The sequence below is a fragment of the Erwinia sp. PME.40.26/001 genome, assembly GCF_055556675.1.
In genome coordinates this window covers 1216952-1228892 of the sequence record NZ_JBVHNP010000001.1, presented here as the reverse complement: position 1 = coordinate 1228892, position 11941 = coordinate 1216952, and the positions used below count along the sequence as shown (strand labels likewise).

General features: G+C 58.6%; 11 protein-coding genes and 1 tRNA gene. 7 read left to right on the top strand and 5 right to left on the bottom strand.

What is annotated here, in order from left to right; translation table 11 throughout:
• The first annotated feature begins 97 nt into the window (after nucleotides 1-97).
• Nucleotides 98-2311 carry a catalase/peroxidase HPI gene (katG, locus tag ACZ3HG_RS05950; protein WP_191932831.1) on the top strand — a complete coding sequence of 738 codons (2214 nt, stop codon included), beginning with the start codon at nucleotides 98-100 and terminating at the stop codon, nucleotides 2309-2311.
• Between the two features lie 188 nt (nucleotides 2312-2499).
• Here the strand turns inward: katG and ACZ3HG_RS05945 are convergent, their stop codons facing one another.
• On the bottom strand, nucleotides 2500-2796 hold the full coding sequence (locus ACZ3HG_RS05945; RefSeq protein WP_191932830.1) for a chorismate mutase: 297 nt from the start codon (nucleotides 2794-2796) through the stop codon (nucleotides 2500-2502).
• A 155-nt stretch (nucleotides 2797-2951) separates the two neighbouring features.
• Here ACZ3HG_RS05945 and ACZ3HG_RS05940 point away from each other — a divergent pair, with 155 nt between their 5' ends.
• Together ACZ3HG_RS05940 and ACZ3HG_RS05935 are read left to right on the top strand one after the other, a co-directional pair.
• The gene (locus ACZ3HG_RS05940; protein ID WP_465332249.1) at nucleotides 2952-3767 is read left to right on the top strand and encodes an ankyrin repeat domain-containing protein; all 816 of its coding nucleotides are present in this window, start codon (nucleotides 2952-2954) and stop codon (nucleotides 3765-3767) included.
• 146 nt (nucleotides 3768-3913) lie between these two features.
• Nucleotides 3914-4453: a DUF2058 domain-containing protein gene (locus ACZ3HG_RS05935; RefSeq protein ID WP_062742759.1), complete on the top strand. Its 540-nt coding sequence runs from the start codon at nucleotides 3914-3916 to the stop codon at nucleotides 4451-4453.
• Nucleotides 4454-4488: 35 nt separating this feature from the next.
• Here ACZ3HG_RS05935 and ACZ3HG_RS05930 read toward each other — a convergent pair whose 3' ends face one another.
• Nucleotides 4489-5385 (bottom strand): LysR family transcriptional regulator, encoded by an 897-nt coding sequence (locus ACZ3HG_RS05930; protein ID WP_465332247.1) that lies wholly within the window; start codon nucleotides 5383-5385, stop codon nucleotides 4489-4491.
• Nucleotides 5386-5492: 107 nt separating this feature from the next.
• On the opposite strand from ACZ3HG_RS05930, the gene ACZ3HG_RS05925 reads away from it, so the two are divergent.
• Nucleotides 5493-6344, top strand: a complete 852-nt coding sequence (locus ACZ3HG_RS05925; RefSeq protein ID WP_465332245.1) for an alpha/beta fold hydrolase — start codon at nucleotides 5493-5495, stop codon at nucleotides 6342-6344.
• Nucleotides 6345-6347: 3 nt separating this feature from the next.
• On the top strand, nucleotides 6348-6950 hold the full coding sequence (locus ACZ3HG_RS05920; RefSeq protein WP_465332243.1) for a glutathione S-transferase: 603 nt from the start codon (nucleotides 6348-6350) through the stop codon (nucleotides 6948-6950).
• A 34-nt stretch (nucleotides 6951-6984) separates the two neighbouring features.
• Here ACZ3HG_RS05920 and ACZ3HG_RS05915 read toward each other — a convergent pair whose 3' ends face one another.
• Together ACZ3HG_RS05915 and ACZ3HG_RS05910 are read right to left on the bottom strand one after the other, a co-directional pair.
• Nucleotides 6985-7683, bottom strand: a complete 699-nt coding sequence (locus ACZ3HG_RS05915) for an RluA family pseudouridine synthase (RefSeq protein WP_465332242.1) — start codon at nucleotides 7681-7683, stop codon at nucleotides 6985-6987.
• Nucleotides 7684-7780: 97 nt separating this feature from the next.
• Nucleotides 7781-7856, bottom strand: a tRNA-Asn gene (locus tag ACZ3HG_RS05910).
• Between the two features lie 302 nt (nucleotides 7857-8158).
• Here ACZ3HG_RS05910 and ACZ3HG_RS05905 point away from each other — a divergent pair.
• Entirely contained in the window at nucleotides 8159-9280 is a 1122-nt protein-coding gene (locus ACZ3HG_RS05905; RefSeq protein ID WP_465332240.1) for a Gfo/Idh/MocA family protein, read from the top strand.
• A 135-nt stretch (nucleotides 9281-9415) separates the two neighbouring features.
• On the top strand, nucleotides 9416-10465 hold the full coding sequence (gene fepB, locus ACZ3HG_RS05900; protein WP_191936688.1) for a Fe2+-enterobactin ABC transporter substrate-binding protein: 1050 nt from the start codon (nucleotides 9416-9418) through the stop codon (nucleotides 10463-10465).
• A gap of 61 nt (nucleotides 10466-10526) precedes the next feature.
• On the opposite strand, the gene entS is transcribed toward fepB, so the two are convergent.
• On the bottom strand, nucleotides 10527-11798 hold the full coding sequence (gene entS / locus ACZ3HG_RS05895; RefSeq protein WP_191936549.1) for an enterobactin transporter EntS: 1272 nt from the start codon (nucleotides 11796-11798) through the stop codon (nucleotides 10527-10529).
• Nucleotides 11799-11941: the final 143 nt, after the last annotated feature.

Here is an 11941-nt window from a genome sequence, read left to right as displayed (position 1 = left end):
TCACATTCAGAGCTATCGAATACATAGGGTAATACTGGTGTGACCTGGTGAGCTCTGCGTATAAAGTAGCCATGACAATAAATAAGGGAGTGTGAGCATGAGCCATTCATTTGATGAAAAACCCGAAGAAGAAGCGAAGCCGATCGTTGAGGCTGACCGCGAAGCCCCGGCCGGGAAATGCCCTTTCCATGAAGGAAAGAGTAATAAAGCCTCCGGCGGCGGTACAACCAGCCGTGACTGGTGGCCTAATCAGCTTCGGGTCGACCTGCTAAATCAGCATTCCAGCCGCTCTAACCCGCTCGATGAAGGGTTTGACTACCGTAAAGAATTCGCCAAATTAGATTACTCTGCGCTTAAAGCCGATATTAAAGCGCTGCTCACTGACTCACAGTCCTGGTGGCCTGCCGACTGGGGCAGCTACATCGGTCTGTTCATCCGCATGGCCTGGCACAGCGCCGGCACCTACCGCTCGGTTGACGGGCGTGGCGGTTCCGGGCGTGGCCAGCAGCGTTTCTCCCCGCTGAATGCCTGGCCAGATAACGTCAGCCTGGATAAGGCACGCCGCCTGCTGTGGCCGGTGAAGCAAAAATACGGTCAGAAAATTTCCTGGGCCGATCTCTATATTCTGGCGGGTAACGTCGCGCTGGAAAACTCCGGTTTCCGCACCTTTGGCTTCGGTGCCGGGCGTGAAGACGTCTGGGAACCGGATCAGGACGTGAACTGGGGGGATGAAACCACCTGGCTTGAACACCGTCACCCGGAATCCCTGGCGGCTTCCCCGCTCGGTGCTACCGAAATGGGGCTGATTTACGTCAACCCTGAAGGGCCTGAGCACAGCGGCGACCCGGCGTCGGCCGCCCCGGCGATCCGCGCCACCTTCGGTAACATGGGGATGAACGATGAAGAGATCGTCGCCCTGATTGCCGGGGGGCATACGCTGGGTAAAACGCACGGTGCCGGCGATGCCAAACACGTCGGTGACGACCCGGAAGCTGCGCCAATTGAAGCGCAGGGCCTGGGCTGGGCCAGCACCCACGGCAGCGGTGTCGGAGCCGATGCCATCACCTCCGGTCTGGAAGTGATCTGGTCGCAGACGCCAACGCAGTGGAGCAACTACTTCTTTGAGAACCTGTTCAAGTATGACTGGGTGCAGACGCGCAGCCCGGCGGGTGCCATTCAGTTTGAAGCCGCTAATGCAGCGGATATTATTCCTGATGCGTTCGACAGTGGCAAAAAACACAAACCCACCATGCTGGTGACCGATCTGACGCTGCGTTTCGACCCGGAGTTTGAGAAAATTTCCCGTCGTTTCCACGGCGATCCGCAGGCGTTTAACGAAGCCTTTGCCCGCGCATGGTATAAGCTGACCCACCGCGATATGGGACCAAAAGCCCGCTATATCGGCCCTGAAGTGCCGAAAGAGGATCTGATCTGGCAGGATCCGCTGCCGGTACCGGTGTATCACCCGACGGTGGCGGATATTGCGCTGCTGAAAGAGAACATTGCTGCTTCCGGTCTGACCGTCAGTGAACTGGTCTCGGTTGCCTGGGCGTCGGCCTCAACCTTCCGTGGCGGTGACAAGCGCGGCGGGGCCAACGGTGCCCGTCTGGCCCTGCTGCCGCAAAGGGAGTGGGAGGTCAACGCCACGGCGGCCCGCGTCCTGCCGGTACTGGAGGCGATCCAGCAGTCAACGCAGAAAGCCTCGCTGGCCGACATTATCGTGCTGGCGGGTGTGGTCGGTGTGGAACAGGCGGCGAAAGCCGTTGGCGTGACGATCGAAGTACCGTTCACCCCGGGCCGCGTGGATGCGCGTCAGGAACAGACAGACATTGAGTCGTTTGAACTGCTGAAGCCGAAAGCCGACGGCTTCCGCAACTATCGCGGCGTTCACGGCCGCACGTCGACGGAAAATCTGCTGATCGACAAAGCGCAGCAGCTGACGCTGACCGTACCGGAGTTAACGGTCCTGATCGGCGGCATGCGTGCGCTGGGTGCCAACGCTGACGGCAGTCAGCACGGTATTTTCACCCAACGTGTCGGTGAGCTGACTACTGACTTCTTCGTCAATCTGCTGGATATGCGTACCGAATGGAAGGCGGCCGACGGCAGTGGAGAGCGCTTTGAAGGGCGTGACCGGCTGAACGGCGAGGTGAAGTTCACCGCGACCCGCGCCGATCTGGTGTTTGGCTCCAATGCGGTACTGCGTGCCTCTGCTGAGGTTTACGCCAGCAGCGACGCGAAAGAGAAGTTTGTAAAAGACTTCGTGGCTGCCTGGACGAAGGTCATGAATCTGGACCGTTTCGATATCTGAGCACGCTAACCCTGAAGGCCCGCTGGAGGAAACTCGGGCGGGCTTTTTTTTGCGTTAGGCTTTTTGTCTGGCGTGGTGTAAAGCGTTATCTCAGAGAGCGCAGTCGCTGAGGGGAAAACCTGTCAACGATAAGAATCAGCGCTAACTTCCGCTTTTTGCTCTGCGTTTCACCAGATCCCACTTCTCTGTCAGATTTTTTCCTTACTTAACTGCCCGTGTTGCTCAAGCTCATAGTCGATAAACGCGCCGATCATGGTTCGGTAGACTTTTTCGATAATGACGACGGGAAGGCCTTCCTCAACGGCTGTCTTACACACCTTATCAATAACCTGCTGGACGCGGTCCGGAGCGCGAACAGCCGAGGGGTCTTTTTTAAAAGACGCTGCCGCTTTCACACATTCGGCGCGTTGAGCGATGATGTGAACCAGTTCGCTATCAATCTGGTCAATACGATGTCTCACCTCTTCAATGGTGGTAAAATTCACTGTTGATCTCCATAGCTAGTACATAAGTACATAAGCATACACCAAACCCTGATTTGTTCTATGACTTCATCGCCGTCATGTTCAGACCCCCTTAATCTGCCGATGCCTGTAGAATACCGCCATACTCTCCTGTCTTTTTAACAAGGAACGCCTGTATGAATGCCCGGAATATTTTCGATGCGATAAAGAGGGGGGATGCCGGAGAGGTCAGCGCGTGCATTGCTACAGGTGCCAATCTTGCGGCAGTGAACGATTGGGGGTTCACCGCGCTTCAGGCGGCGGCGATGGGCACTCACAACCTGACGGCGACTCAGCACACCGCGATGCTGGACATCCTGCGTATGCTTATTGATGCCGGCAGCCCGCTGGAGGCCAGGGGCCCCTCCGGAGGCACGGCGCTTTACTATGCAGCCGAATTCGCCAGTGACGTTGCACATGTCCAAATACTCCTCGACGCGGGGGCTGAGGCGGATATCTGCGATGTGTGTGGTAATCACATCATGACGAACGCTTTCTCTGATGAGGTCATCGCGCTGCTTGCTCATGTTACAGGCAGGTCCGTCCCCGTTAAACAGCCAGAGCCTGACCCTGTCAGGATGACCGCCGGGCAGTGGCGAGCCGCTAAAACGCGCCTTGATACCCTCTTTGCCACCCTTGAGCAGGAAGGGCTTATCGCGCTGCAGGATGCGGGTGATACCCAGAGTGACGCCTTTGCGTCCTGTACTGAGCGGTTCCACCAGCATAAGGGTGAAAAAACCGGCATACAGGGGTTCTGTTTCTACACCCGGCAAGATCAAAACCGTGCTAAACGCACAAGCTATCTTTCGCTGGGGTTTTGGGGCGCGCCAGAAGGCGCCGAGGTGGATTTACTGCGCGTTGGCACACTTATCACCGACTGCTGCAACAAGTGCGGCTTTGAGGTGCGCTGGAACGGATCGGCCTCCACGCGACCGGAAGTCAGTCTGTTATGACGGCGTGACGGGCTTTTCAGCCAGTGCTGAGTGTGAGGAGGGCCGTCGGGAGATGTGCCCCTGAAAGCTCAGTCCCCTTCACCTGGCACAGCCCCGGCAATTACAGGTATAATCCCGGCAAATTTACAGCGGATTCAGAAATCACCATGACAAAACTGACCTTACAAGAACAGATGCTGAAAGCAGGGCTCGTCAGCAGCAAAAAGATGGCCAAAGTGCAGAGAACGGTCAAAAAATCCAAAGCGCAGGCCCGTGAGGCCAGAGAAGCGGTGGAAGAGAATAAAAAAGCCCAGATCGAGCGTGATAAGCAGCTGAGCGAACAGCAGAAACAGGCTGCGTTATCCAAAGAGTACAAAGCACAGGTGAAGCAGCTGATCGAAATGAACAGGGTGGATATCTCAAGAGGGGATATCGGCTTTAACTTTACCGATGGCAACCTGATCAAAAAAATATCCGTTGATAAGCTCACCCAGTCCCAGCTGATCAGCGGCCGACTGGCCATTGCGCGTCTGGTGGCCGATAACAGCGGCGAGAGCCAGTACGCCATTATCCCGGCCAGCGTTGCCGACAAAATTGCCCAGCGGGATGCCAGCAGCATTGTCCTGAACAGCGCACTGAGTCAGGAAGAGCAGGACGAAGAAGATCCGTACGCTGACTTTAAGGTGCCGGACGACCTGATGTGGTAAACGGCGCTGGCGGCTGATACGACATTCGCGCCGTATCAGTCCGTCACCGTCCTGTTATCGCCAGCTTGCGCCGGATGCTGCAGCTGTTTACTCAGCATCAGGCAGAAAGCCTCACTGGCCGGATTATGGCGGTGTTCATTGACCCGCAGCAGGGCGTCTACCGCCGGCAGCGGCATCCTCTGCTCCAGTTCTGCAACCGGCTGGACGCCGCGATCCGCGCTGGCTTCATTCAGAATGCCGACGCCCAGACCGGCATGGATCGCCGCCAGCATCCCGGCGATGGAAGGGCACGCCAGCATCACTCTGTAAGGGATATCAGCCTGGTGTAGCTGTTCCTCCGCCAGGCGGCGGTAAAAACAGTCCGGCCCCCAGCTGATAAGCGGCAGGGGCCGTGCGGGCGTGTAGCGCCAGGTCGCAGGCGCGCACCAGTACAGCTTCTCACTCCACAGCACGCGGTCTTCCGCTGAACGAACGCCGGTGAAATCCTGATGCAGTATCAGGTCCCGCTCTCCCGCGTCATAACGCTGCCGCAGCACATGGCTTTGTTCCACCTCCAGCTGAATCTCTACCTCCGGATGATGGTGGGTGAAACGCGCAATCGTCGCACACACCGTGGGCAGCGAGATCTGCTCCGTCACCCCAACGTGCAGCCTGCCCCGCAGCGCCGACGGGGAAAAAAAGGCCACGGCGTTGTCGTGTTCATGGAGTATTTTCTCCGCATGCTGCAACAGCACGCTGCCTTTTTCCGTCGGCGCGGCTTTGCCGGCGACCCGCGTCAGCAGCGGGCAGTGCAGCTGATCCTCAAGCCGCCGCAGCTTCCAGCTCACCGCCGACTGGCTCAGGTTGAGGAGCGAGGCGGCTTTGGTCATGCTGCCGGTTTGCACCACGGTTCTGAATACCCTGAGTGCATCCACTGAAAGACGTTTATTCATTTAAGTATGACAAAAGTGAGTTTTCATCGGTAAACAATGTCACTGGTGTCATACCCCGTCAAGCCGTAGCCTGCTGATACCACGTTAATGTGACTCAGGAGCAGACTATGCCTCGCGAACATTCATTACTGAACCAGCACGTTGTGATTCATGGCTGCCGCATTGCGGCGGGGGTTCACGGTTCCGGTATCCCTCTGGTGCTGGTTCACGGCACCCCAGCCCATACGGTTATCTGGCAGGCGCTTGTGCCGCTATGGGTAGACGCCGGTTTTCAGGTACACCTGTATGACCTGCCCGGGTATGGCGCATCCGAGCGCCCCCTGCAGGCCGATACCTCAGTGGCGGCGCAGGTCGCGTTCCTGCATGATCTGCTGGACCACTGGCAGCTGGAAAAAACGCATCTTTTTGGCCACGATATCGGCGGGGCGATTGCCCTCCGGCTGGCCCTGGACGAACCGCAACGTCTGCTGACCCTGACGGTTGCCGATGCGCCGTGCTACGACTCGTGGCCGTCGCCCACGTGGCGGGATATGCGGGATCGCTACGCAGAGTATGCGCTGACACCGGCCAGTGAGCATCGCAGCACGATGACGCGTCAGCTGAAGATGGCGGTTTTTAATAAGCCGTTGATGGCCGGGGAGCGGCTGGAACAGTTCCTCGCCCCCCTCTGTGGCACGCTGGGGCAGGCCTCATTTTATCAGCACCAGGTAGCCCACTATAATGCCTGCTACACGGCAGACTTCGCGGAAAGGCTCCCGCAGCTCCGGCTGCCCGTGCAGATCTTATGGGGTGCAGACGATGAATGGCAGCCCGTCCACTATGCCCGACGCCTGCAGCACGATATTCCCGGCTCCACCCTGCATATTTATCAGCACGCCGGACACTTTTTGATGGAAGATATCCCCCAGCCTGTCGCTGCACAGGTTATAGCGTTCGTTAATCAATCTACCTGGAGGTAAGCTATGGTTTTGATCGGCATGCTGGATTCGCCCTATGTCAGACGCGTTGCCGTCTGTATGAATGTGCTCGGCCTGCAGTACGAACACCGCCCCCTGTCGGTATTTGGTGATTTTGAGGCGTTCGCTAAAATCAATCCGGCGGTCAAAGCCCCGACGCTGATAACGGATGACCAGCAGATCCTGATGGAATCTTCACTGATTATCCGATATCTGCAGGATCTGTCGCCGCACACCTCTGCGCTGCTGCCTGAATCCGCAGAGGACAGGGTGAGGGATGTGAGCCTGACCGGCCTGGCACTGGCGGCCTGTGAAAAAGCGGTGCAGATCGTTTACGAACGGCGTCTGCGGCCGGAGGAAAAACAGCATCAGCCCTGGGTCGACAGGGTGACCCGACAGCTTCACGGCGTATGGCAGGCGCTGGAAGGGCATCTGCAGGTACACTCTCCCGCTATCCTCACCGACGGGGGGATCAGTATCGCCGTGGCGTGGCGTTTTACCTGCCTGATGCTGCCGGATGTGGTCAGCCGTGCGGATTACCCCGGGGTGGACAGCTTCAGTCAACTGGCCGAACAGCGACCGGCTTTTCTCGCCGCCCCGGCAAACTGAAACGGCAGGCCCGCCGAATTTTTTCCGGGCGGGATCAGAACGGGCTGGGGTGGCGGGCGGTCACCCGCTCTCCGCTGACGGGGTGAACAAAATCCAGTTCGCTGGCGTGCAGCATCAGCCGCGTGGTCTGCTCCGTTCCCGGCAGCAGACGGCCGCCGTACAGGTCACACCCCAGGATGGGGTGACCAAGCTGCTGGCAGTGAATACGCAGCTGATGGGTTCGCCCGGTCTCCGGCATCAGCTGCACCCGCGTTAACGGCACGGAGAAACCTTCCTGCGGTGCAGGGGACAGGCGCTCAATCACCCGATAGCGGGAGCGGGCGGGTTTGCCGTTAAGCGGGCAAATCGACATCCGTGGAAACAGCGCCGGATCTTTGGCAATCGCCGCGTCTATCACGCCTTCATTGTTCGCCAGGTGCCCGCAGAGCAGGGCGCTGTATACCTTGCTCACGGTGCGCTGGCTGAACTGACGGCAGAGGGCGGCATTCACTGCCTTATTGCGCGCCACGACCATCAGCCCGGAGGTACCGAAATCCAGACGGTGGACCAGAGTACAGCCTGGGAAGATCTTCACCAGACGGTGATGCACCGAATCAAGATTTTGCGCATTTTTCCCCGACAGGCTCAGCAGCCCGCCGGGCTTATTGATCAGTACCAGATGGTCATCCTGAAAGAGGATCTCAATGTCGTCATGGCAGGGTGGAGCAATAAAGTCATCAATAATGGCAGACATCAGGCGGCCCGGAGCGAGAGTGGGGGCAGGGAGTACCCCGGCTGAAAGCGTAAATGAAAAAGCCCGCTTAAGTTTCCTTAAGCGGGCTTCTCGAATTTGGCTCCTCTGACTGGACTCGAACCAGTGACATACGGATTAACAGTCCGCCGTTCTACCGACTGAACTACAGAGGAATTGTTGGAACGGGGCGCATCATATCCAGCGGGGCAGGGGATGTCAAAGCCTGATTTCACGCTTTTGGTTCAACTGCTGAATAAAGCAGCACCTTCCTGGCAGCGGTGTGAGTTTCCCCACAATAATGATGCTTTTGCGGCATGCCTTGCAGGGTGTGACGGGGCTTGCAGCCGTGTTGCACTTATTTTCGTCAGGGTGATCACGTTTATTTCATTTTGACGTTGATACGCTAAGTTTCGGTATATACATTCCATGGATGTTGAATGTTTGTTTCATTTTTCTCCCACCCTAAGGACCCACCATGAAAAAAGTCAGAATCGGGCTGATCGGTACCGGTTATATCGGACGCTGCCACGCAATCGCTTATGCTCAGGCCCCGACGGTCTTTAACCTGAAAGGGGAGCTGGTGCGTGAGATGCTGGCAGAGGTCAATCCGCAGCTGGCGAGCGCGCAGGCGGCAACGCTGGGGTTTAACCGGTCGACCGGTGACTGGCGGGAGCTGGTGGCGGATGAGAATATTGATGTGGTCGATATCTGCGCGCCTAACTTCCTGCACAAAGAGATGGCGCTGGAGGCAATCCGGCACGGTAAACATGTTTATTCAGAAAAACCGCTGGCGCTGGACGCGGCCGATGCTGAAGAAATGGTGCGGGCGGCGGAAAAAGCCGGGGTGAAAACGCTGGTCGGCTTCAACTATATGAAAAACCCGACCAGCCAGCTGGCGAAAGAGATCATCGCCCGGGGGGAAATTGGCGAAGTGGTGCATTTTTACGGCACCCACAACGAGGACTACCTGGCTGACCCGCTGACGCCGCTGGACTGGCACTGCCAGAAAGCACTGGCGGGTCTGGGGGCGCTGGGCGACCTGGCGGCGCATATCGTCAATATGGCGCACTATCTGGTGGGCAATATTGATGAAGTCAGCGGCGATATGATGACGGTGATCAAACAGCGCCCGGACCCGAAAAATCGCTCGCTGATGCGTGATGTGGAAAACGAAGATCAGGCCAGCGCACTGCTGCGCTTTGCTAACGGTGCGCACGGGGTGATTGAAACCTCGCGCATTGCCTGCGGCAGCAAAATGGGCCTGACCTACGTAGTGACGGGTACCAAAGGCAGCCTCCGTTACACGCAGGAGCGCATGGCGGAACTGGCGCTGTATATCCATGACGATCCGGCAGGCCGCCAGGGCTTCAAAACCATCCTCACCGGCCCGGCACACCCTGACTATGCGGCATTCTGCATCTCTGCCGGGCACGGCATCGGCTTTAACGACCAGAAAACCGTAGAAGTCCGCGATCTGATTAACGGTATTGCCGCCGGGGATCGCATGTGGCCTGATTTTGCAGAAGGCCTGCAGGTATCGAAAGTGCTGGAAGCGATAGCGGTTTCAGCCGCGGAGCGGCGCTGGATGAAAGTCTGACGCGCTGTCAGGCCGGGGGGACCCGGCCTTTTTCATTTCTCTTCCTGCCCGTCCGCACCGCCCCGCGATAAGCCGTTTAATTTGTTCGCCATTAAATGTATGATAATAAGACTCATTTGCAACGTAATGGCCAAGATGAAAAAACCCTTCTCCTTCCCGGTATTGTGCGCAGTACTGGTTGCCGCCGCCCTGATCTTTGTGGTGTCTGTCCGCAGCTGTTCAACACAGCATATCGCCGATCGGCCGGACGCTTCGCAGGCGGCTGTGGTGCCTGCTCCAGCCTCAGCGGAGGCACAGCAGGGCTGGCCGCGCACCCTGCAAACCCCCAAAGGGCCTCTGACCCTGAAGCAGGCCCCTGAGCGTATCGTCTCTACCAGCGTGACCATCACCGGCACCCTACTGGCCATCCATGCGCCGCTGGTCGGGTCCGGCGGCACCAGCCGTAACAGCACGGTGTCTGACGATCGCGGTTTTTTTAAGCAGTGGAGCGCCGAGGCCGCTCAGATCGGGCTGAAGCCGCTGTATATCACGGAACCCAACGCCGAGGCGATTGCCGCGGCTGCACCGGACCTGATCGTGATTTCCGCTACCGGGGGGGACTCGGCGCTGAAGCTGTACGATCAGCTCTCCGCTATCGCCCCGACACTGGTGATCGACTACGGCGATAAAAGCTGGCAGCAGCTGGCGGTACAGCTGGGGGAGATCACCGGGCATGAGAAGGACGCCAGTGCGGTGATTGACCGTTTCGAACAGCGGGTACAGGCGGTCAAACAGGCGATTGCGTTACCGCCGCAGCCGGTCTCGGCGCTGGTTTACTACGAAGACGGCCGTGGACTGAACCTGTGGACGGAGGCGTCTGCGCAGGGCAAGCTGCTGTCGGCGCTGGGCTTTACGCTGGCGATGCCACCCGCAGACGTACACGGTGGCACCAGCATGGGCAAGCGTAACGATATTATTCAGCTGTCAGGCGAAAATATGGCGGCAGGACTGACCGGGAAAAGTCTGCTGCTGTTTGCCGCAGATGATGCCACTGTAGGCAGGGTACGGGCGAATCCGTTCCTGGAGCATCTTACCGCGGTAAAAAACAACCAGGTGTATGCAATGGGGCCGGATACCTTCCGCCTCGATTACTTCAGTGCCAGCAATATGCTGGACAGTATCGAACGGCACTTTAAAGCCCGCTAAGCGGACCGTTTGACAGAAGGCCCGCCTGTTTGTCCGGCCGGCCCCTGTCAGATGATGCCGGTTACGAATGGGTTACCGGCTCTGACGCCTCCGACGGGGCAGGGGGCGCTGTCGTCAGCGTTGCCCGCCGCAATGTCCCTACCAGACCGGCCAGCACCACCGCGACACCGGCCGCTGCCGCACCGAACGACAGTACGCTCACCACCGGCGTAAACAGCTTACCTAATACGCCCAGGCCCAGCGCCCCTACGGAATCTCCCGTCACATCCTGAGCAGTACCCAGACTGTTGACGCGCCCCAGCAGGTGGTCAGGCGTATGGTGCTGAATCAGCATATATTGCAGCAGCGAAGCAATGGCATTGCAGTAGCCGTATACCACCAGGGCGAGCAGGGCAGGAATAAAGTGGCTGTAAAGCCCCAGCGAAGCAATCGCCAGGAACGCGCAGGTGGCGCTGACCAGCACCAGAATCCCCGGCCGTCCGTGACGCGGTACCCAGCCGCTGGTAAAGGCACCTATCATCGCCCCCAGCGGGACGGCGGAGTACATCAGGCCAATGGCGGAGGCATCCGCGTGATAGCTGATGGCCAGCGCCGGAAAGAGGATGCGCACCGCGCCAACAATGCTGACCAGCATGCCCAACAGCACCACGGAACCTACCACTTTCTGCCGGCAGACAAACTGAATGCCGCTGGCCAGCGCGCGCAGCGGGTGTTCCGGCTCCTGGGCGTCCGGTTTCATCGTCGGCAGGCGTACCAGGGGGATCAGCGTGGCCAGCGTGCCGATGGCAGCAACAGCAAACGCCCAGCCGACGCCACCGGCGACAATGATCACCCCGCCAATCGCCGGGGAGAGGATCGCCCCGAGGCGCACGGTCACCATACTCAGCGCCCCTGCCGCACCGAGATTTTCCCGGCCGACCAGCAGCGGGATCACCGCCATCAGTGCCGTCATCCCCAGCGCCCCAAAGAAGCCATCCCACGCCGCCAGCACATACAGTGCCCACAGCGACGGTGCGGGAAGAAACGCATTGAGGCTCAGGGCGGCAAAGCCAATACCGCAGGTACCGCGGGCAAACAGGATCAGCTTACGGCGGTCAAGGCGGTCCGCAAGGATGCCGCCGAGCATTAAGCCAATAAACATACCGACCCCATCCAGCATCACCGCGACCCCCACCTGCAGGGTGGAGCCGGTCATGGCCTGGATCTGGATCGGCACGCCGACGGCCAGCATGCCCAGCGAGAAGACGGACAGCATGCGGGCGCAAAAGATGGCGCGGAAAGGGGCGTTATTTTTCAGCAGACTGAAATCAAGCAGGATGGAGGGCTTAGCCATGAGTGTCCATGTGTGTTGATGGGCCGGTGCCTGGCGGCCGGAACGCTGTCCGGTGCGGCGCGTAAGGATGCCGATGTTTTTCTGGCGGTGCGCATGGTAACATATTCGGTTAGTAACGTTAATGATAATAATACTCATATTCA

What these genes read in the sequence shown, in the direction of transcription:
- katG (WP_191932831.1), top strand. Translation starts at nt 98, where the DNA reads ATGAGCCATTCATTTGATGAAAAACCCGAAGAAGAAGCGAAGCCGATC.
- ACZ3HG_RS05940 (WP_465332249.1), top strand. Translation starts at nt 2,952, where the DNA reads ATGAATGCCCGGAATATTTTCGATGCGATAAAGAGGGGGGATGCCGGA.
- ACZ3HG_RS05935 (WP_062742759.1), top strand. Translation starts at nt 3,914, where the DNA reads ATGACAAAACTGACCTTACAAGAACAGATGCTGAAAGCAGGGCTCGTC.
- ACZ3HG_RS05930 (WP_465332247.1), bottom strand. Translation starts at nt 5,385, where the DNA reads ATGAATAAACGTCTTTCAGTGGATGCACTCAGGGTATTCAGAACCGTG.
- ACZ3HG_RS05925 (WP_465332245.1), top strand. Translation starts at nt 5,493, where the DNA reads ATGCCTCGCGAACATTCATTACTGAACCAGCACGTTGTGATTCATGGC.
- ACZ3HG_RS05920 (WP_465332243.1), top strand. Translation starts at nt 6,348, where the DNA reads ATGGTTTTGATCGGCATGCTGGATTCGCCCTATGTCAGACGCGTTGCC.
- ACZ3HG_RS05915 (WP_465332242.1), bottom strand. Translation starts at nt 7,683, where the DNA reads ATGTCTGCCATTATTGATGACTTTATTGCTCCACCCTGCCATGACGAC.
- ACZ3HG_RS05905 (WP_465332240.1), top strand. Translation starts at nt 8,159, where the DNA reads ATGAAAAAAGTCAGAATCGGGCTGATCGGTACCGGTTATATCGGACGC.
- fepB (WP_191936688.1), top strand. Translation starts at nt 9,416, where the DNA reads ATGAAAAAACCCTTCTCCTTCCCGGTATTGTGCGCAGTACTGGTTGCC.
- entS (WP_191936549.1), bottom strand. Translation starts at nt 11,798, where the DNA reads ATGGCTAAGCCCTCCATCCTGCTTGATTTCAGTCTGCTGAAAAATAAC.